This window comes from Methylomonas sp. MS20, assembly GCF_050275925.1.
Lineage (GTDB): Bacteria > Pseudomonadota > Gammaproteobacteria > Methylococcales > Methylomonadaceae > Methylomonas > Methylomonas koyamae_A.
In genome coordinates, this window is sequence record NZ_CP189962.1 from 4,910,353 (window position 1) to 4,929,641 (window position 19,289).

Genomic DNA, 19,289 nt, shown 5'->3' on the forward strand with positions numbered 1-19,289 from the left:
CAACTTTACAGGGATTGCCTAAAGATGCAAGTTCGGCACCGTCGATACGCGGACACAACCGCCCGGAACACTTGTATCCGGGCACGCGGGGTTTTGGGCGACGGACAAACCCAAAAGACATGGCATGGGCTTTGCTTTTGCAATATCTCCAAATCCATAGAGCCAGCCATTATTTCCGCCTCATGAGCAACAGTCATAACGAATTAAGCCCGGTACAAATCGAACATTTATCGTCGTTGCGATATATCAACCCAATCGATGAACACATGAAAATCGTATCCAGCGTCAAGGTGCTCGATAACGCTCACCCGCACGACACGTCGGCGCTTTTGATACTGGACATTTTTATTGACGACAAGCAAATCGACCGAATCAGTTTCAATTTACACCATTATGCCTATGAAGAAATCATAGAGCTTGCCCGGCATATTCGCGACAATGATTATATTTTGCGAGCGGTGGACGCCGCTCTGGCGGGAGATATTGAATAAATTCAGCGTTGCCACGCTAGCGATCAACTCGAAAGCGTGGCAAATATTAGAAGTTTAAAAGGCATTTAATTCAAATGACCGGACGTCATTTTATTCATCCCATTCTTCGTCCGCCATCTCGTCAAAACGGCCCTGATCTTTACCGGATTTTTGTTTAAAAATGCGCTCCAGCAGCGGAGACAAGGTACCGGCCAATTCTTTTTGTATCTCGGCAACCACTTCTTCAATATCCGGCCCGCCTTTAACGATGACTGGATGCGCGCCCAATTTGATCAACTCGTTGGTCGCGGAGCCGCCAACCGAGCCGCAGTAGACCAAATCGCAGCCGTTCAACCAAGCCAGTTTCGGTTTCAGCTTGTCTTCGTTACCGTCGCGTAGCTCCTTGCCGAACGATTTAGCCGCCAACGGAATCGCGCTATCGGCATCGATACTGTACACGTGAAAGCCTGACGACGAGCCGAAATGCTGATTGATAATTTCCCCATCCGAGCTTGCAAACGCCACCAGCAACTTATCGGCTTCGACATCAAGCTCCGCAACACAATTTACTTCGGCAAGTTGACTCATATAACACTCCTCAAAGACTATTTTGACTCGAAAACGATTAACCTAAAAAGGACAGTTGGCGTGTATTGCGGGCCGTTCGTGCTGAGCAACGTCGAAGCATGGACGGCTCGCAATACACTCGCCAAACGGGTGAATGAAAAATCCCGCGCGCCCTTCGACAAACTCAGGACGAACGGAATTTTTCATCGCCAAACTGCTCTTTTTAGGATTAAGTTAATATCCTGCTATCGACGATAATTAGTATTAGCAATCGCCTCCAAAATAACAGGTGAAATTACCAAAAATCACCAGATTACTTTCGCTGGCGATATTCCGCGACCAGCACTTTAATCTTTAAGCGCATAATTTCTTTCAGCATACGCATTTTTCGATCATGTTCCTGATGCGCAATATCGTAGATTTGTTTTCTCAACGTTTCATCGCTATCTTCAGGCAAACTCAAAGACCACTCGGTGAAAAAGGTATCGAAGCCGTCTATCGTTTTAATCAATTCAAATCTCAGTTTCTCTCTGTCGTTCTTCGGAATGGCCTTTAGCGCATCGTCGATAACCGCATCGAGCTCCGATTTTTGTTGCCTGTCCGGAACGGGGAACAGAATGATTTCAGACATAAATACCGACAATTGATAAGCAAGCGAACGCAACATTATTTTTGCATAACGTGCTTAATTCATATTTTACACCACTTTATAAGCGATTGATTTAACGACAAAAAGATTGCATTTGTTTGTTGTGTTTGTAACAAACAAGAGCCGGCCGCGAGCGCGATGTTTGAATGGTTACAGTGGCGGGTGAGTCCCGAGTCGCCACCCGTTTTGAAATGCGGCCGGAGGTGCCGAAGTCCCGATCGCCCAGGCAGAGGATAGACAGCAGAGGGAGCAAAGCCCGCATCGGGGCGGCGGAGTTTGTCCGCCGCGGACGGCAATTGCCGGACCACCCCATTCCCCCAATCGGCGACTCCGGACTCCGCGCGATACCAAGCGTTCAAGTTCGCGCGGTTTCCCATTGCCGCGCGAGAACCTCTATCGCAAGGCCACGAATTCCGCCCGCAACGATAACCGTCCGAATAGCGGCGCTCCGAGCAGGCGACGCTTCACGCGACAATAAACTCAACTATCAGCGCCTTGCAAGCGGAAACTAGCCGAGAACCATGCAATCCAGTTTAGCCAACCCAGCCTATGACCGACATTCCGTTCATCCGGTCGAAACCCAACGCGGTACGCCGTGTGGCAGTCTCAGGGCAAGGAAAAGGTAAGGCTCTGATCGACCAAAACCCTCCCTTCGCTTTACAAGCCAAATGGCTGTGAATGAGCATATTGTTGTCATTCACGGAACGAATCCGCCAATATTTTCCAACGATCAAAGCGATCGAACAGGTAATACCAACGTGGGACGGTTAGCGTCAGGTAATAGGTGCCGGCATTCAGTTGGCTGGATACGCGGCGAGATGGCATTGGATGGTTTGTCTATAGAAAAACATCATCAATAACCGCTCATAACTTGGCGTGGGATGCAGAGCCGGGATGCGGGACGGATTATTCAATCCGTCCGTAACGTTCAACTGACTTTCAAACTGGCTTGAAACGTTCAGGACGGGGTACATACCCCGTCCCGCTCAGCGAAGCGCCATCCACCATAGGAACGCAAATAGGTGGATGGCGCTTCGCTTATCCACCCTACGGCCCTATGACGATGTGGATTGGAAAAGACCACATACCCCTCAACTTATTGCTAAGCGCTTAGCACCTAAAAGCAGCCGCTTAACGACGAGTTAAAGGGCAGTGTAATATTTGTGGGTTGTATAATATCTCATGGTGCGATTTGTTAAATATTTTCCGCCGTGATCTCTGAGTTTGGTTGGAAATGAAAAATACCTTTCGCTTCAAGCTCATCTCCTACGAAGTGAGGAATTCTTATTGAATTTTTTACATAGTCTTCAGCATCGCCTGGAACTTGATATTTGCAAAGTTCATGTGAGTAATTTGGCATTATGTCGCAAAATCGCAATATGGATGATTTTTTATCTAAGAGCCTGTGCGGATTTGAGAAAACTAAGTTAAATGATTTATCGAGGAGCCAATGGTTAGATATTTTGTCTTTGCTCCTATATAAATAATGCCGATGGTATAGATTTGTTATGAATACAATATCAACAAGATTGTAATTTTCCTTTTCATAAAAGGAATCATTAGTAAAAAGCCCTTGATTTTCATACATGTATCCAAACCATTTCTGTATATCCAGTGGCGTGTCGCAGCAAATGGCTAAAACATTCAAATGGTCTTCTCTTAATTGCTGAGAGAATTTTCCGTGTGCAGACTGAAGATAGTCTTTTAATTTGTTGTCCATGTGCTGCTGCTTTATTAAAGGCTTTCCATCAGGAATTGCTTGAAATGCACCGGCAAGATCATTGAATACTGCGTCAACGTCTGGATTTCGGCCAAGAAACCCAATTTTATAACCGTCTTCTTCGTTAATTCGGTTGCTCTTTGAGAAATCCGCACACTTAATCTCTACGTTGAACTGGATGCCACTCTCAGTAAATGAGCAATCAACATCCTTTGGCGGGTTTACTTGTAGCTCATACTTAAACGCATTTTTATATAACTTTGCTAGATATGAGCAAATGACTAGTTCACATGCCGATTGCAAATATTGCGGCTCATTAAGTGAACTAGAAAAGAGTTGTAGTTTGTTTTTTATTAAATCTTCCATTTCCCTTTCATTTAGGCAATTTGAAAGATCACTAATGGCAGATATCATGCCATTCTTGTACTGATTTGAGGCGCTGTCATTGCCAGAGAAATAGGGATTAAGTATTTCTCTATTTTTTAGGAGCATATGTTTTCTCGCAATATCATCAAGGTAGAACAGCCAGTTGCCCGACTGCCCCCTCACAAATCCCGGCGTGCGGAATTACCGCACCGGGCTTTTCAAAGTTGTTCGCTTCGCACACAGCATAGAAGTACTTAGAAATCATGACAAATACGGGGTTTGGGTAGGTTAAAGTCATTGATCAGGGCCGTAGGGTGGATAAGCGAAACTCCATCCACCATAGGAACGCAAATAGGTGGATGGCGCTTCGCTTATCCACCCTACAACTTTTATTATTTGAATGGCTGATATAAATTTTAAACCGGCATTCAAGATAAATACACGAACTTTCGCCTTGGGTCGAAACCCGCCATCCCCAAAATTCAGCGCGGCTCTAAAACGTCATCGGCGTAACTCACCGTTTATGTTACTCCTCCCGGTCCACCAAGCTCGGGCAGGCGGTAGCAGTATAGGCGGGTGCGGTGGGGATCGGAGAGTTCGACGACGGTTTCAGGCAGCCAATCCGGAATAGCGAACGACGAGGAAACGAACAGGCTGCCGGGGCGCATTTCCGCGTGGACTTTGCCGCCGATTTGGATCATCACGGCCGGAGACAGAAAGGCGTAACCCAAGTCGTATTCGGCCAAGGACTGTTGCCAGAGGTTGCAACGTTGGACCGCGACATTGGCTTGACCGCGACAGCGCCAGCGGGCCAGCAGCCAGGGCAGTGGCGCTCGCTCCCAGGCGGCAATCCTCAGTTTGGGACACTGCCGCGCCAGCGGCAGCGCGACGCTACCGACGCCCGCGCCGATTTCGACGCAGGTTTTCGCCCCCTCTGTTTTTGCAATGTCCGCCAGCGCCAGCGCCACGGCCGGCGAGGACAAGAACAACGGCACGTCGCCGCGAAACGTCCCCCAAAACACCAGCAGCATGACCAAAAATCCGGCCAAGTACCAGACCGGCGACAATTGTAGAGTCGTAGCGAGTACCAGCGCCGGCAGGAAGACCAAATGGATAGGCAGCCACCACTTGGGTTGGCGAAGCAGACGAGAGAATACTCCGGCGGCGGCGGCCTGGATCAGTAACAGCCAGCCTAGCGGTTGCGGCCAGTAGCGATTTAACGAAGCGGCCAGGACGAGTGCGGCGGCTTGGCAGGCCAGAGCTTTGAGCCATTGCATTGCGACCTACTTCAGCCGGATTTCGCGTGGAAAGTCAGGACGGGAACGACGCTTTGTCGAAATTGGGTGTTGTTCTTCGGCACGAAGCTTCATTTTCCGGGGCGATGCAGCGGCGTCATAACGGGTGGCCCTAAAAATCCGTTGCAATACACGGTTCGGCGCCGGAACGTCTTCGATCCCGGCTGAAGTCGCTTCGCCCCTCTTTTCATACTTCGGGACGAAAATCCGTTCGGCCGTCAGGAAGTCGGCCCGATCTTGGTATTTTGCTGTATCGCCGGAGATACATTTTGCAAGGCCGGCAGGTCCTCCGCGCCGTCGTGCAGCACCTGGTTTTCGGTCTTCTTGTTCATAACGATGATCGAAATACGCCGGTTCATCGGATCGGTCGGGTCTTGCACGTTGTAGGAAATACTCGATGCCAGCCCCACCACCCGCAGTACCTTCTCCTCGCCCAACCCCCCTTGGGTCAGCTCCCGGCGCGCCACGTTGGCCCGATCGCTGGACAGCTCCCAGTTGGAATAGCCACTCCGGTTGCTGGGAAACGGCAAGGCGTCGGTGTGACCGTTGATCGTCACCTTATTCGGCAATTCGTTGATCACCGGCGCCAATTCGCGCAGGATGGCCTGAGCATAGGTTTCAATCCCGGAGCTGGCCAGCTTGAACATCGGCCGGTTCTGAGCATCGATGATCTGGATTTTCAGGCCTTCCGGCGTGGTTTCCAGTTTGATTTGATCCTTGTATTCGGCCAGTTTGGCATTGGCATCCAGCATGGATTCGATTTTTTCCTGCAATTTTTCCAGCTTTTGCTTTTCCTGTTCCTCGGCCAATTTTTCGATGTCCTCGGGTGAAGGCGGCGCCGGCGGTGGCGGCTTGTCCTCGCCCATGTGAACCTGACCGACATCCTTGGAGGCCAAATCCGAGCCGCCGGCCTTGATGATGTTGGCGCGGTCGCCGACGCCGGAACCGCTCATCGCCACGCCGAACGGGTTTTGGAAATACTCGGAAATCCCTTTCTTGGTGGCTTCGTCGGTCGAACCCAGCAACCACATCAACAAGAAAAACGCCATCATCGCCGTCACGAAGTCGGCATAGGCGATTTTCCAGGCGCCGCCGTGGTGGCCGCCGTGACCGCCTTTCTTGACCTTCTTGATGATTATCGGTTGTTCGGCCATCGCGGATTACCCTTTACTTGCCGGCTTTCAAGGCCGCTTCGAGTTCGGCAAAGTCGGGCCGAGAGTGGTGCGGAATCGTGGTACGCATAAATTCGACGGTCATGGCCGGCGACGTACCTTTCGCGCAATTCAGCAAGCCCTTCTGGGTGCATTTGTAGGCATTGCTCTCTTCTTCCAGGCGGGCTTCCATCACCGACGCCACCGGGCCGATAAAGCCGTAAGACACCAAGATACCGAGAAAGGTACCGACCAAGGCCGCCGCGATCAATTTACCCAGCTCGGCCGGCGGAATACCGACCGACTCCATCGTATGCACCACCCCCATCACCGCCGCGACGATACCGAAGGCCGGCATGCCGTCGCCGACTTTTTGGACGGCCTTGATCGGTTCGTTGCCTTCGGCATGATGGACTTCGATCTCGGCATCCATGATGTCCTCGAGCTGATTGACGTCGACGCCGGTCAGAATCAAGCGCAGTTTGTCGCAAATGAATTCCATCAAATGATGGTCGTGGACGATTTTTTCGCCGAAGATCGAGCTGCCTTCCGGATCGTCCACCACTTTTTCCAGGGATAACAAGCCTTCCTTACGGGCTTTTTGACTCAGCGCGTTAAAGCTCATCAGCAGCTCCATGTAATATTCCTTGGTATAGGTGCTGCCCTTCAAGGTGGCGGTACCGCCGGCCATGGCCGCCTTGCTGACCGTCAGCGAGTTGCTGGCCAGGAAGGCGCCAAACGCCGAACCGACGATGATCAACACCTCGACCGGCTGCCACAGCACCCCGAGATGTCCGCCGGCCATCAAGAAACCACCCAGTACGCAGCCCAGGATGATTACATAACCAATGATTACGAACATTGTTGCCCCTAAAAGTTAACTAGAACATTCAAGCGATGGATTTTGCCGGCTACGCGTTGGCCTCGCCCCGCTAAACCGATGGCGCCGGCAGCGGTTCGACCGGTTTCAACACCAATTTGCTGAGGGCCGGCAACACCACGAAGGTGCAGGTCATGATCCAAAAAATGCCTATCGTGATGACCAAGCCCATGCTGGCGATGCCTTGATGCGGCGAAAACGCCAGACCGATGAAGCTGGAAATCGTCGTCAACGCACCGTAGAACATGCCGCGGGCGGTACTGGACTGATAAATGTTTTGCTCCTCGGACAAGGAGTGGTGCAGTTTCTCGACCATGTGTATTCCGTTATCGACACCCAAGCCCATTAATAAAGGCAGTGCGATGATATTGGCGAAGTTGATCGGCGTGCCGGTAAACACGGTGGTCGCCATCGTGAACAAGCCGGCCAAGACCAGCGGCGCCATGACCAGCAGCGTATCGACGATGCTGCGCCGAATAAACAATAGCAGCAACGCGATGGCGGTCAATGCGATGATGATGGCTTCCTGGAACGAAGCGATAACGGCCTTCATCGACTCCCAATACATCACCGGCAGGTCGGTGGCGTCGGGCGCGACGGCCTGCACGTCGGTGATAAAGGTTTGCAAAGCGTCGAGATCGTTCAAGTCTTCCTTAGGAAAAATCTGGATCCGGTACAGCCCGTCCTTGCTCAGCCAGCGTTCGCCGATTTCCGGCGGAATGCTGGCCATCGTCACCGATTCGGCGTGAAAGCCGGTCAGCAACTGGTTCATCACGGTCGGCAAGGTCCCGAGCAGCGATGTCTGAATTTTTTCGATAAACACACCGCGATCGGGCTGCAAGCGGGCATCCAGCTCGACCAACACGTCTTGCAACTCGCTTTTAAAGGTTTTTAGCGACTCGATTTCGGCGGGTTTGGTCTTCTTCGGCAAATTGGCGTCGATCGCCGCAATCATTCGCTTGATGGCCGGCAGCGGATCGGAGCCGACTTTCAATTGCGGAAAAGATTGGCTTTGCGGCCCCAAGGTCAGCATCATGTCGTCGATGATCGCCAATTTATCGTCCTGATCCTCCGGCACGAAATCGAACAGACTAACGGTCTTGTCGACGGTTTTCAGCGCGGTCAATTTCTTTTGCATGTCGCGGGCCTCGGCTTCGTTCTTGGCCAGCACGGTCAGCGTCATCGGCGAGGTATCGCGCTCCTTCATCAAATCCTTAAAGGCAATGACCGATTCGGTATTCGGGTCGCGCAGATTCAAGGGATTGAAATCGGTCTGCACCTGGAAGACGAAATAAATCGCGGCCGCCGCCAGAACCAGCGTCGCGAACGCGATAGGCTTGGCGTAATGCAGCGTAAAGGTTGCCAAGCTGGCGGACAGCTTGGAGGCGCCGGGTTGTTCGCCGTGCAGATCGTGGAACGGCGGCGCCGGAATGACTTTCAGCAATACCGGCAAGACGGTCAGAGTCACGAACAAACAGATGAACAAACTGGTACCGGCCAACAAACCCAATTCCGAGATGCCTTGGTAGTCGGTCGGAATAAAGGCGTACAAACCGATCGAGGTCGTGCCGGCGCACAGCATCAGCGACGGACTGGTCGCCAGCAGCGCCGAGCGTATCGCCTGGGTCTTGTCCTTGCCGTGCAGGTCCAGATTGTCGCGGTAGCGCAGGCAGAAATGGATCGCGTATTCAACGCCCAAGCCGATGTTCGACACCGCGAAGGCCACCGAAATCAGGTTGAGTTGCTTGACCGCGACCGACGCGAACAATCCGCAAAATACCATGCCCAAGGCCAGCGTCGCCAGCGTCGCCAACATCAGCAGCCAGGAGCGGTAAGCCACCAGCAGGATGCCGCACACCAACACCACCGAGAAGATGCTGGCCGTGAACGTGCCTTCGCTCATGCCGGCCATTTCGTCGTGTTCCAGGCCGACTTCGCCGGTGATCCAAACCTTGACCTTGGGCAGATTGGGGTCCTGGATCTTGTCTACCGCCCGGCGTATCGTGTTGATGGCCGGCTCGACCGGCAGAATCTGGCTGAAATCGAATTTAGGCGTAACGAAGATGAAGGCCTTGTCCGATTGCTCTTCGCTGATCTTGTTTTCGGCGATCAATTTTTGCCAGGACAGCAGGTCGGTTTCGCCGTTCAGGGTTTTGTGCAGAGAGTTGCTGACCTTGTCGATCAACGAAATCAGGTCGATGGGCACTTCCTCGGTCTTGGTTTCGGCGTTCAACGCGTCCTCGAAAATCGAGAAAAACCCGGTCAGGCTGGGATCGGTGGAAATTCGGCCGATAAAGGGCTGGGCCTGGGCCAAGGTGACCGAAAAATCCTGTAGCTTGTCGGTATCCAGATAGAGCAAGCCGTTGCGTTGGAAAAATGCGTTTTCGTCGGGCCGGTAAACCTTGGTGAAATGCTCGGTGTCGGACCGCAATTGACGCGCCAAACGCGCGGCGGCCGCCTTGGTCAATTCCGGGCTGGAGGACTCGACCACCAGCAGCATCGTATGAATTTCCTGACCGAAGGCCTTCTCGAAATTGCGGCGATTTTGCTGAAACCGCGACTCCGGCGCGATCAACTCGGCGGTATCGGTATTCACGCTCAAATGCGTGCTGGTGTATTCGATCGCGCAATAGGCCAACAGCACCGCCACCGTTAACAGCAGCCCCGGCGAATACATCAGCCAATTGCCCCAGCGGAACACCGCGTTGCGCAAACCTTGTTCCCAGTTCATATTCAAGCGCTCACCACGGTTTCGATCAGGTACAAGGTATAACCGACGTAAACGGCCAGCAACAAGCCGCCTTCGACCCGGTTGATACGACCCGAGCCGCGTTTGCCGGCGTAGCCGAGCGCGAACAGCGACAACGTTAGCAAAGCCATGACCGGCCAATCGCGATTGACGATTTCGACCGGAATCGCCATCGGATGAATCGCGCCGGCCAAGCCGACCACGGCCAGGGTATTGAACAAGTTGGACCCTATGATGTTGCCGACCGCCAGGTCGTGCTCGCCCTTGCGAGCCGCGACGATAGACGAGGCCAACTCCGGCAGCGAAGTGCCGACCGCGACGATGGTCAGACCGATAATCAAATCGCTGACGCCCAAATCGTGGGCGATCGACACCGCGCCCCACACCAGCAAGCGCGAACTGATCACCAACAAAATCAAACCGCTGACCAACCAAATCATGGCTTGAGCAAACGACATCCGGTGTTCGTCCAACTCGTCTTCGATTTCGCTTTCCAACACATCGGCCTGCCGGGATGGGTCCTTGGCGCTTTGCCACACCATCCAGCCCATCACCGCCGCGAATACCGCCAATTCCAGGAAGGCGTCGCTACGCGACAGATCGCCGTCGTAAAGCTGCCCGAACGCAAACAAGGTCACGCCGAACAGAATCGGCAATTCCTTCTTGATGATTTGCGACTGAACCACGATGGGACTGATCAACGCGGTCACGCCCAAAATCAACGCAATGTTGGTGATGTTGGAACCGTAGGCGTTACCCAGCGCGATGCCCGGATTGCCTTGCAAGGCCGACAAGGCCGACACACTCAGTTCCGGCGCCGAGGTGCCGAAGCCGATGACGACCATGCCGATCAGCAACGGCGACATGCCCCAAAACCTCGCCAGCGCCGCCGCGCCTTCCACGAACAAATCGGCGCTCCAAACCAATACGATCAGCCCGATGACTATCATCAACAACGGCAAAGCCATAAACTACCCTTATAAAACAAACATTAAAACGACGAAAAGGACCGATCAATCGACGGTCCAGTTGACCCAGCCGCCATAGGCGGTGGCGATGACGACGATACCGAACACGATTCGGTACCAAGCGAAAATGATGAAATCGTGGTGACTGATGTAACGCAACAAGCCCTTCACCGCCAGCAGGGCGCTGAAAAACGCCGCGATCATGCCGACGCCGATCAAGGCCACGTCGCCGTCGGTTTTCAGCAAATCGCGAAATTTGTAGAGTTTGTAGGCGCTAGCCGCGGTCAGCGTCGGAATCGCCAGAAAAAACGAAAACTCGGTCGCCGCCTTGCGCGACAAACCGAACAACAAACCGCCGATAATGGTCGCGCCGGACCGGGATGTGCCGGGAATCAACGCAAAGGCTTGGGCCAAACCCAGCTTCAACGCATCCAGCGGGCTAAGCTCGTCGACGCTCTCGACCCTGACAACGTGTTCGCGCTTCTCGGCCCAAATGATCACCAGGGCGCCGACGATAAAGGCCAACGCCACCGGCACCGGCCGGAACAACACCGCCTCGATTTGCTTGCCGAACAACAAGCCCAGCACCGCCAGCGGCATAAAGGCGATCGCCAGGTTCAACACGAATTTCTGCGAAGTTCGCTCGGTCGCCAGACCGGCGAATACCGAAACGATCTTGGCCCGATATTCCCAGCAAATGGCCAGGATGGCGCCCACCTGAATCACGATCGTGAACAGTTTGGCCTTGTCGTCGTTAAAGTCGAGCAGATCGCCGGCCAAAATCAAATGGCCGGTACTGGAAATCGGTAGAAATTCGGTCAACCCTTCGACGACGCCGAGAATCAGGGATTTGATGAGCAGGGTAATGTCCATGGTTTAATCAGGCTCCGCGCCTTGTCGACGCTAGAAAGGCTATCAGCATGTGGAAGGGATGTATCGAAAGACGACAAACGACTTTAAAAAAGCCACGCAAATGCGGCGGGATTATAGTCGAAAACTCCGCGGCGAGTCAGCATGGCTACTCCGCCGCGCCGGCCGTGCATTTCCAGATTTGGCGACCCGGTGGACCCGAGCGGCGAATTCGCGGTGCCGCGACTTTGCGCCGCGCCCGCCGATCTGCCAGAATGCGGCGTCGGCCGCTTCCGAGGCAATCCATGAACGCTACCCGCGAATACCCGCCGCTAATCGCCGCCTTGCTGAATCCGGCGATGTACCCGCATCCGGTCAAAACGGTGGCGATTCTGGAAACCCATATCTCGTGGGTCGTTCTGGCCGGGCGCTACGCCTATAAAATCAAGAAGCCGGTCGATTTCGGATTCTTGAATTTCACCGACTTGGCGCAACGCGAGTTTTTCTGCCTAGAAGAGTTGCGCCTGAACCGACGCCTGGCGAAATCGCTTTACTTGGACGTGGTGACGCTGGGCGGCACGCCGGGACACCCCGGCTTTGGCCTGAGCCCAACGGTGGAATACGCGGTAAAGATGCGCCGCTTCGGCGCCGGCAGACTATTGGATGAGTTGCTGAATCAAAATCGGCTCACGCCGACGCACATCGATCATCTAGCCGACATCATCGCCCAATTCCACGACGGCCTGCCGCCCGCGCCGGCAACATCCGCATTCGGCACGCCGGACGCCGTCGCCGGGCCAGCCCGGCAGAATTTCCAACAGTTGGCCGAAACGGCGGCGGGCCGGAAATTCGCCGATCTGACCCAGCTGGCGGCCGCCAGCGCGGCCGAATTCGCCGCCGACGCTGACATCTGGCCGCGCCGCCGCCAAGCCGGCCGGATTCGCGAATGCCACGGCGACCTGCATCTGGGCAATATCGTGTTGCTGCGCGACCGGCCGGTCGCCTTCGACGGCATCGAATTCGCCCCCGAACTGCGCTGGATAGACACGATCAACGACAGCGCGTTTTTGGTTATGGACTTGCTGCATCGCGGCCGCGCCGATCTGGCCTACCGGTTTCTGAACCGCTACCTGGAAACCGGCGGCGATTACGCCGGCTTGGCCGTGCTGCGTTTTTACTTAAGCTACCGGGCTACGGTGCGCGCCAAAATCGCCGCGTTCCGCGCAGAACCAAGCGGCGACCCGATCCACCAGTCCGAATGCCACGCCTACCTAAAGTTGGCCGAAGCCAGTCTGCGGCGGCGGCGGCCGGTACTGCTGATCACGCACGGCCCGCCGGGCTGCGGTAAGACCGCGATTTCGCAGCTGTTATTGGAAGGTTTCGGCCTGATCCGACTGCGGTCCGACGTCGAGCGCAAACGCCTGTTCGGCTTAAGTCCCACCCAGGCCAGCGGCTCCGGGCTCGACGCCGGCCTGTACGCGGCCGAAGCCGGCCGGCAAACATACGTCAAACTTGCCGACACGGCCGGCGCGTTGCTGCGGCTGGGCTACCCGGTCATCGTCGACGCCGCATTTTTGAAACTGGAGCAACGCCGAGCGTTTCGCGATCTGGCCGCCGAACTCGACGCCGCCTTCATGATCGTTGCGGTGACGGCGGAAACCAGCCTGGCGCGCAGCCGCATCGAACGGCGCCTGACAACAGGCGGCGACGCTTCCGAAGCCGATCCGACGGTGCTGGCCCATCTCAGCGCCTCCGCCGAGGCCCTGACCGACACCGAGCTCGAACATACGCTGGTCTGCCGCAACGACACCACCCCACCACAGCTCCCCGAAACCTTATCCGCCAGGCTGCGGACTTTACTGAACCCGGAGGCGACCCAGCCATGAAAGCCATGATTTTCGACCGTCCCGGCCTGCCGCTCCGGGCCGCCGAGCGGGATATTCCGGAATGCGGCGCCGAACAAGTGTTATTGAAAGTCAGCGCCTGCGGCGTTTGCCGCACCGATCTGCATATCGTCGACGGCGAACTGACCGAGCCGAAACCGGGATTGATCCCCGGCCACGAAATCGTCGGCCGGGTCGTTGCCAAGGGCGCCAGCGTCGAACGTTTCGCGATCGGCCAGCGCCTGGGCGTGCCGTGGCTGGGCCAGACCTGCGGCCACTGTCGGTATTGCCTCGGCGGACGGGAAAATCTGTGCGACCAGGCTCGCTTCACCGGATACACGCTGGACGGCGGCTATGCGCAATACGCGGTGGCCGACCAGCATTATTGCTTCGCGCTGCCGGACGATTACAGCGACGCCGAAGCCGCGCCGTTGTTGTGCGCCGGCTTGATCGGTTACCGGGCGCTGGTCGCGGCCGGCGATGCCGAAACGGTCGGCATTTACGGCTTCGGAGCCGCCGCCCACATCATCAGCCAGGTGATGGTCTGGCAGGGCCGCAGCTTGTTTGCGTTCACCAAGCCCGGCGACGACGCGGGCCAGCGCTTTGCCCGGCAACTGGGCGCGTCCTGGACCGGCGACTCGAATAGCGCGCCGCCGCGCGCCATGGACGCGGCCATCCTGTTCGCGCCGGTCGGCGCGTTACTACCGCAAGCCCTGGCACATACGGTCAAGGGCGGCCGGGTGGTTTGCGCGGGCATCCATATGAGCGAGATCCCGGCGTTTCCGTATTCGATCTTGTGGGGCGAACGTAGCATTCAGTCGATCGCCAACCTGACCCGCCAGGACGGCGAGGCATTTTTCGAGATCGCGCCGCGCGCCGGCGTACGCACCAGCGTGGAAACCTTTGCGCTCGGCGATGCGAACCTAGCGTTGGCTAGCTTGAGAGCCGGATGCATTCAAGGCGCGGCGGTATTGACGATGCCGGATTGAACCGTTTCAACCAATCGCGGCCTATAAACCGGCTATTCCCGACTTCGCCGAAATTTTCGTTTGGCGCTTGGCTAAGCGCAATTTCCGGGTAAATTAGCGGCCGGATAACCGCATTTCCTAGCAAGGGCCAACTTTGCTAAAATCACGCTCCCGCCTTCACGATAATAACTATTACTATTCAAGAGCCATGAACAAAAAGAAAATCATCATTTTCGCCGCCTGCCTCGCGGGCTTGCTGGCGATCCAAATCAAATTCTTCCTGCCCTTTATGTACGATATCGCCGCATCCGACCTGTTCTTGGTCGAAAGCAAGGACGCCGCCAACCCGATGCCGGTCAGCAACGATATGACCGCGGTAGCCTTTGCGCACTGCAACAACTACATCAAGGCCGACGCGGACGAAGATCAGAATTTTAATTTCGCCGGCCAACCCACCAACGTCTGGAGCTTGGGTAATTACGAATACATCGTCAACGCCGATGTCGAGATCAGCGGCAAGGACACCGCTCCGGTACTGCGTCACTACGCTTGCCGCATTCAATACACCAAGGGCGACGATACCTCCGGCGCGGCCGACATCGAAAACTGGTCGTTGGACGGCATCAGCGGCTTGAAGGACTAAGACGTCGGCCCAATCCTAATCCCAATCCCCCCGCTTTAACCGTTTGCCCGACATTAAACCGGGCGGACGGTTGTTCAAGCTCCCCAACGACGGCGTTCGCCGTCAATCGATCCGCTTTAAGCCGACCCGCATCCGCCGATAGCTAAGCGGATAGTCGGAAATTACGCCGGCCCTTGCCCAAACGGCCGTCCGGCCGGTTCGACCGGAACAGTCCGCATAACCGACGAATAGAGACAGCGGCTCCGCTAACCGAAGTAGGCGGCGCTTAAACTGCCGCCACCACTTGGAATCTCGGCTTAAGCCTTACTCAACGGCCGCTACCATCCGTGTCAACGAAACGGGTTCCCAAACCATCCCCAGCCGAATCCGCAAGACTCGGCCGAGCGGCCGGGACCCGCTAAAAGTTGATCGTGATGGTGCCGCGTACCATGCGCGGCTCGACCGGATGCTTCAAAATGCCGGTGCCCGGATTATTGTAGGGATAGTTGTAATCGTAGGCGTAGGCGATGTCGTTGCTTTGCGAGCCGAGCAGGTTGAACACGTCGATTTCCAATTTATATTGCTTGCGCTTGATACCGGCGCCGAGATTGACGATGTTGGTATCGCCGGCCCAAAAGGTGCCGGATTCGTCCAGCGGTACGTGGCCGAAGTGGCGGAAGCGAAGCGTGCCGAACAAGCCGGTGCTGCCGGTCGGATCTTCGACGGTAATCCCGGTGCTAATCACCCGGCCAACCGAGTTGGGGACGAAGTTGTCGGTCGCGCCGTCCGGCCGCTCGGCGAAACGGGCCGTGGTCAACGCATAGTCGGCGTCCAGCGTCAGCCAATCGGTCGGCTTGTAGTAGTTGGTCCACTCGATACCATAGCGGTGCGACTTGCCGTTGACCTCGGTAGTGCCTTCGTCGCCGACGAACACCAGCTCCTGGCTGGACTCCAGCCACCATAACGCGAAGGTGCTGTTCAAGCCGGGAATGAAATTGCTGCGGATGCCGGCTTCGCCGCCGCGCGACCACGCCGCCGGCGTAATCCGCGCCGAGGAACCCGATAGCAAGGCGCCGCTGGTCGGCTCGTAATTGAGCGTCGTGCCTCTGGCATCGTTGGAATGGTAGCCGTAACCGATATTGAAGAAATACTCAGTGTTGTACCAGGGACCGATCACCAAGCTGAGTTTCGGGCTGATCATCGCCTTGCCGCGACTGCCGGAGTTGGCGGCGGCCACGTTGGCCGAACCGCTGCCGGTATCCAACACCTCGACGTCGTTATTGATGAAATCGCCGCGCAGGCCGGCAATCGTTCGCACTTTATCGTGCCAGTGGGTCGTGTTCTTGAAATAAGTGCCTATCGTGGTCACGCCGACATTACTTTTGCTGACGGTATTGACGATTTGGCGCGCTTCGGTTTCGTACAAGCCCAGGCCCATGATCTGATCGTTACGGAATTGCAAGCCGACGCTGTTATCCATATCGAAGCCGAACCATTTGTTGTAACGGGTATGTTCGAAATGGCCGCCGGTCTGCACCCGCCGCTCGGTTTGCAGGATTTGATCGCCGCCGGGACCGCGCGTGAAACCGCTGAAGTTGGAATACAAATTCAAGTCGGTGTACAACACGTACAGATTGGCGTCGTTTTTCCAGTCGCTGCCTTGGTTCCAAAAACTGCTGGAAACGCTGTAACGGTTGGTTTCGCCGCCGTCGGTCGGGTCCATGCTGCCGTAGAGTCCGATGCCGCCGTTGTCGACCGCCGCCTGCGGAATCTGGTTGGTCGCGGTCCAACTGTTCGAATAAGCCTTGGCGTTTAATGCCAAGCCCCAATCCTCGCCGCCCAGCGAGTAGCGCAGTTGGCCGTTGAATTTTTTGGAGTCTTCCGGCACCTGCCAGACGCCGTTGTAAAGGTTGAACTCGCCGGCATACAGCAAGTCGCCGTCGCCCAGCTTCATCGAGTCGGCGACCAAGGTCCGATAGTAATCGTACTGGCCGGCGGTGAATTTCAATATGCCTTGCGACAATTTATCCATCGTGTACATCTTGGCGTAACCGGCCGCCGAGAAGTCGCCGACTTCCGCGTAGTAAGGCCCCTTGCCGTATTCGACTTTCTTAACCAACTCGGGAATGATGCTGTTGATGTCCATATAGCCCTGGCCGTGGGCGTGGGTGGTCATGTTCATCGGGATACCGTCCACATAGGTCGTGAAGTCGGTGCCGTGGTCCAGGTTGAATCCGCGCAGGAAATATTGATTGGCCTTACCGGAACCGCTGTGCTGGGTGGCGACCGCCCCGGGTATGACTTCGACCAGCTCGCCGTTACGGGACAACGGACGATGCTCGAATTGTTTTTGGCTGACCTCGCCCTGCGAGGCCGATCCGGCAATGCCGATCAAATCCTTGGCGCGGCCGGGTTCCTCGACCTCGACGGCTTCCATCTCTTCAATCTTCTCCTGTTTGGCCTTGGTTTTGCGCTTGACGGACTCGGCGCGCGCCGGCACGGCCTCAGCGGTTTGCACGGTCTGGTCCGGTTCCGCCGCGAAGCCGAGCTCGGCAAGACCCAATCCTAAAACCAACTCCAGGCCGATGGCCAAACGGGTTTTTCCTAATTTTCTGTTGTAACACTTCATGTCAGCTCCGTGCATATTGCCGAGAATGTAGATTTGACGCCGGCCAATCCTGACCAGCGCGATGGGCGGCGCATGGCGCCAATGATTGCGAATGCTTCATCGTCTTCCTCAAGTGTCGAAATTTTCGTTATTTTTATGGTTTTGGTGTTGACCTTGACCGGAACCGGCCAGAGTTTGGCTAACGCGAGCGGCGACTTGTCGGAAATAAGCCGGCGCGAACGAAACTTGAAATCCACCGATACGACGCGCTTCGGGACTACGAGAAGCTAGGTCCGGTGCGATCGCGAAACGCAGCGATGGGACAGGCAGGAGATCGACAGGGCGATACCGGCTATCGGAAAATGTTACGAAGGTAAGGCCGCCGGATACGGCAAGCAGTGCGCGAAAACAGTGGTTTTCGGCGGGAAAAATCGGGAAGGTATCTAACGGGGCAAAAACGAAGCGAGCGGAAACGACGGGCAAGGCAGGCGGCGAAGTCAGGCCGACGCCGTTACTCAGCAGCGATTTGCCTGGCGTGTGATTAATGCTCGGAAAAAAATGCTTGAAGCGGATATGAGCGGAACCGCCGTCGTCCGGCGCAATCAGGGCTAAACCCGATTCGGGCCACCCGCCACCGTCGGCGGTTTCGGCTAATCCGCGAAGGAGTTCGCAATCCGCCACCGCTTGAGCCATGCCGCGCCGCGCCGATGCCGACACCGCCTCCGACACGCGTTCGACCGATTGCCAAGCCGGGAGATGCCCGGCCTCGAAGCCCTCGATTGCCAAGCTTTCGGCCGCGAAAGCAGGCGGTGCGGCTTTCGCGAGCGCTATGTTCGAGAAACAGGCCGTCAGCAGAAAGGCAGCAACCAGCACCGCCAGCTTAGCGACCAGGAAGCCGGCGCCGTGCAGCAGCAGGGTCGCCAACATGAAACCTGCGGTATAGGACAATAAGCTTGCCGAAGCCGAAATTTCCTGGCCGTGAGCCAGCCCGTGGAAAAAAGCGAAAAACGCCACGATGGCCAGATTGACAGTCGTGCCGTAACTGACCCGCCGGCCAATCAACACCGCGAATACCCCGCAGGACAGCAAAATCAGCCCTTCCATGCTCGGAATCGCCAACCCGGCCGCGCCGGCCAAACCGCCTAAACTCATCACGCCGACGAAAGCCAACGGCAACATCCAGACGGCACGGCCGCGTAGTTGCGCGGCCCAGATACCGACGGCCAGCATCGTCACCAAATGATCCCAACCCTTCCAGGGGTGGTTGAAGCCGCTGCTCCAGCCGCCGATGTCGGCGCCGGCGAATGGTCCCGCCCAAAACCCCAAGCCCACCGCCGACAACAAGCCCAACGCCAACCAACGCGCGAGCACGGGTCGCTGGCGATAGGCAGCGGTTATGCGAGTAGTGGGCGACATCGGAGATACTCTGAGAGTGGTTAGGGCTTAAAAAATATTTGTAGGATGAATTGACAATCTATCATACGGCAGATCATACTGCTTTCCGAATATGAATTTTAAAAAAAACATCCTATCGCTACGGTAAT

At 55.9% G+C, this 19,289-nt stretch carries 15 protein-coding genes; 4 read left to right on the forward strand and 11 right to left on the reverse strand.

The genetic code is table 11. The annotated features are described in order from the left end of the window. The first annotated feature begins 119 nt into the window (after window positions 1-119). Complete coding sequence (locus ACQE3D_RS21825) at window positions 120-491, forward strand: hypothetical protein (protein ID WP_071158798.1); 372 nt, start codon at window positions 120-122, stop codon at window positions 489-491. A 90-nt stretch (window positions 492-581) separates the two neighbouring features. On the opposite strand, the gene ACQE3D_RS21830 is transcribed toward ACQE3D_RS21825, so the two are convergent. The 9 genes from ACQE3D_RS21830 to ACQE3D_RS21870 form a co-directional block, all read right to left on the reverse strand. Further along, window positions 582-1,058, reverse strand: coding sequence for a NifB/NifX family molybdenum-iron cluster-binding protein (locus ACQE3D_RS21830; RefSeq protein WP_064024409.1), 477 nt, complete (start codon window positions 1,056-1,058; stop codon window positions 582-584). Window positions 1,059-1,350: 292 nt separating this feature from the next. Then, a complete protein-coding gene (locus ACQE3D_RS21835) occupies window positions 1,351-1,704 on the reverse strand; it encodes a hypothetical protein (RefSeq protein WP_197471687.1) in 354 nt (117 codons plus the stop codon). A gap of 1,177 nt (window positions 1,705-2,881) precedes the next feature. Further along, entirely contained in the window at window positions 2,882-3,772 is an 891-nt protein-coding gene (locus ACQE3D_RS21840; protein WP_139306275.1) for a hypothetical protein, read from the reverse strand. A gap of 521 nt (window positions 3,773-4,293) precedes the next feature. Beyond that, the gene (locus ACQE3D_RS21845; RefSeq protein WP_313730472.1) at window positions 4,294-5,049 is read right to left on the reverse strand and encodes a hypothetical protein; all 756 of its coding nucleotides are present in this window, start codon (window positions 5,047-5,049) and stop codon (window positions 4,294-4,296) included. A gap of 236 nt (window positions 5,050-5,285) precedes the next feature. Further along, complete coding sequence (gene motB / locus ACQE3D_RS21850) at window positions 5,286-6,221, reverse strand: flagellar motor protein MotB (RefSeq protein ID WP_064030895.1); 936 nt, start codon at window positions 6,219-6,221, stop codon at window positions 5,286-5,288. 13 nt (window positions 6,222-6,234) lie between these two features. Then, window positions 6,235-7,080: a flagellar motor stator protein MotA gene (gene motA, locus ACQE3D_RS21855; RefSeq protein ID WP_064030896.1), complete on the reverse strand. Its 846-nt coding sequence runs from the start codon at window positions 7,078-7,080 to the stop codon at window positions 6,235-6,237. Window positions 7,081-7,150: 70 nt separating this feature from the next. After that, window positions 7,151-9,829, reverse strand: coding sequence for an MMPL family transporter (locus ACQE3D_RS21860; protein ID WP_313730471.1), 2,679 nt, complete (start codon window positions 9,827-9,829; stop codon window positions 7,151-7,153). A gap of 2 nt (window positions 9,830-9,831) precedes the next feature. Beyond that, entirely contained in the window at window positions 9,832-10,815 is a 984-nt protein-coding gene (locus ACQE3D_RS21865; protein WP_313730470.1) for a calcium/sodium antiporter, read from the reverse strand. Window positions 10,816-10,860: 45 nt separating this feature from the next. Next, window positions 10,861-11,688: an undecaprenyl-diphosphate phosphatase gene (locus ACQE3D_RS21870; protein ID WP_313730469.1), complete on the reverse strand. Its 828-nt coding sequence runs from the start codon at window positions 11,686-11,688 to the stop codon at window positions 10,861-10,863. A 281-nt stretch (window positions 11,689-11,969) separates the two neighbouring features. Between ACQE3D_RS21870 and ACQE3D_RS21875 the strand changes: the two genes are divergently transcribed. From ACQE3D_RS21875 to ACQE3D_RS21885, 3 genes are all read left to right on the forward strand, one after another. Next, the gene (locus tag ACQE3D_RS21875; RefSeq protein ID WP_313730468.1) at window positions 11,970-13,550 is read left to right on the forward strand and encodes an AAA family ATPase; all 1,581 of its coding nucleotides are present in this window, start codon (window positions 11,970-11,972) and stop codon (window positions 13,548-13,550) included. Continuing rightward, window positions 13,547-14,536, forward strand: coding sequence for a zinc-dependent alcohol dehydrogenase family protein (locus tag ACQE3D_RS21880; RefSeq protein ID WP_064030901.1), 990 nt, complete (start codon window positions 13,547-13,549; stop codon window positions 14,534-14,536). Before ACQE3D_RS21875 ends, ACQE3D_RS21880 begins: the two co-directional genes overlap by 4 nt. A gap of 187 nt (window positions 14,537-14,723) precedes the next feature. Further along, the gene (locus ACQE3D_RS21885) at window positions 14,724-15,158 is read left to right on the forward strand and encodes a hypothetical protein (RefSeq protein WP_071158810.1); all 435 of its coding nucleotides are present in this window, start codon (window positions 14,724-14,726) and stop codon (window positions 15,156-15,158) included. A gap of 397 nt (window positions 15,159-15,555) precedes the next feature. Here the strand turns inward: ACQE3D_RS21885 and ACQE3D_RS21890 are convergent, their stop codons facing one another. Together ACQE3D_RS21890 and ACQE3D_RS21895 are read right to left on the reverse strand one after the other, a co-directional pair. Next, window positions 15,556-17,766, reverse strand: a complete 2,211-nt coding sequence (locus tag ACQE3D_RS21890) for a TonB-dependent receptor (RefSeq protein ID WP_071158812.1) — start codon at window positions 17,764-17,766, stop codon at window positions 15,556-15,558. A gap of 108 nt (window positions 17,767-17,874) precedes the next feature. Further along, window positions 17,875-19,161 carry a HupE/UreJ family protein gene (locus tag ACQE3D_RS21895; RefSeq protein WP_313730467.1) on the reverse strand — a complete coding sequence of 429 codons (1,287 nt, stop codon included), beginning with the start codon at window positions 19,159-19,161 and terminating at the stop codon, window positions 17,875-17,877. Window positions 19,162-19,289: the final 128 nt, after the last annotated feature.

What these genes read in the sequence shown, in the direction of transcription:
- ACQE3D_RS21825 (WP_071158798.1), top strand. Translation starts at nt 120, where the DNA reads ATGGCATGGGCTTTGCTTTTGCAATATCTCCAAATCCATAGAGCCAGC.
- ACQE3D_RS21830 (WP_064024409.1), bottom strand. Translation starts at nt 1,058, where the DNA reads ATGAGTCAACTTGCCGAAGTAAATTGTGTTGCGGAGCTTGATGTCGAA.
- ACQE3D_RS21835 (WP_197471687.1), bottom strand. Translation starts at nt 1,704, where the DNA reads ATGTTGCGTTCGCTTGCTTATCAATTGTCGGTATTTATGTCTGAAATC.
- ACQE3D_RS21840 (WP_139306275.1), bottom strand. Translation starts at nt 3,772, where the DNA reads ATGGAAGATTTAATAAAAAACAAACTACAACTCTTTTCTAGTTCACTT.
- ACQE3D_RS21845 (WP_313730472.1), bottom strand. Translation starts at nt 5,049, where the DNA reads ATGCAATGGCTCAAAGCTCTGGCCTGCCAAGCCGCCGCACTCGTCCTG.
- motB (WP_064030895.1), bottom strand. Translation starts at nt 6,221, where the DNA reads ATGGCCGAACAACCGATAATCATCAAGAAGGTCAAGAAAGGCGGTCAC.
- motA (WP_064030896.1), bottom strand. Translation starts at nt 7,080, where the DNA reads ATGTTCGTAATCATTGGTTATGTAATCATCCTGGGCTGCGTACTGGGT.
- ACQE3D_RS21860 (WP_313730471.1), bottom strand. Translation starts at nt 9,829, where the DNA reads ATGAACTGGGAACAAGGTTTGCGCAACGCGGTGTTCCGCTGGGGCAAT.
- ACQE3D_RS21865 (WP_313730470.1), bottom strand. Translation starts at nt 10,815, where the DNA reads ATGGCTTTGCCGTTGTTGATGATAGTCATCGGGCTGATCGTATTGGTT.
- ACQE3D_RS21870 (WP_313730469.1), bottom strand. Translation starts at nt 11,688, where the DNA reads ATGGACATTACCCTGCTCATCAAATCCCTGATTCTCGGCGTCGTCGAA.
- ACQE3D_RS21875 (WP_313730468.1), top strand. Translation starts at nt 11,970, where the DNA reads ATGAACGCTACCCGCGAATACCCGCCGCTAATCGCCGCCTTGCTGAAT.
- ACQE3D_RS21880 (WP_064030901.1), top strand. Translation starts at nt 13,547, where the DNA reads ATGAAAGCCATGATTTTCGACCGTCCCGGCCTGCCGCTCCGGGCCGCC.
- ACQE3D_RS21885 (WP_071158810.1), top strand. Translation starts at nt 14,724, where the DNA reads ATGAACAAAAAGAAAATCATCATTTTCGCCGCCTGCCTCGCGGGCTTG.
- ACQE3D_RS21890 (WP_071158812.1), bottom strand. Translation starts at nt 17,766, where the DNA reads ATGAAGTGTTACAACAGAAAATTAGGAAAAACCCGTTTGGCCATCGGC.
- ACQE3D_RS21895 (WP_313730467.1), bottom strand. Translation starts at nt 19,161, where the DNA reads ATGTCGCCCACTACTCGCATAACCGCTGCCTATCGCCAGCGACCCGTG.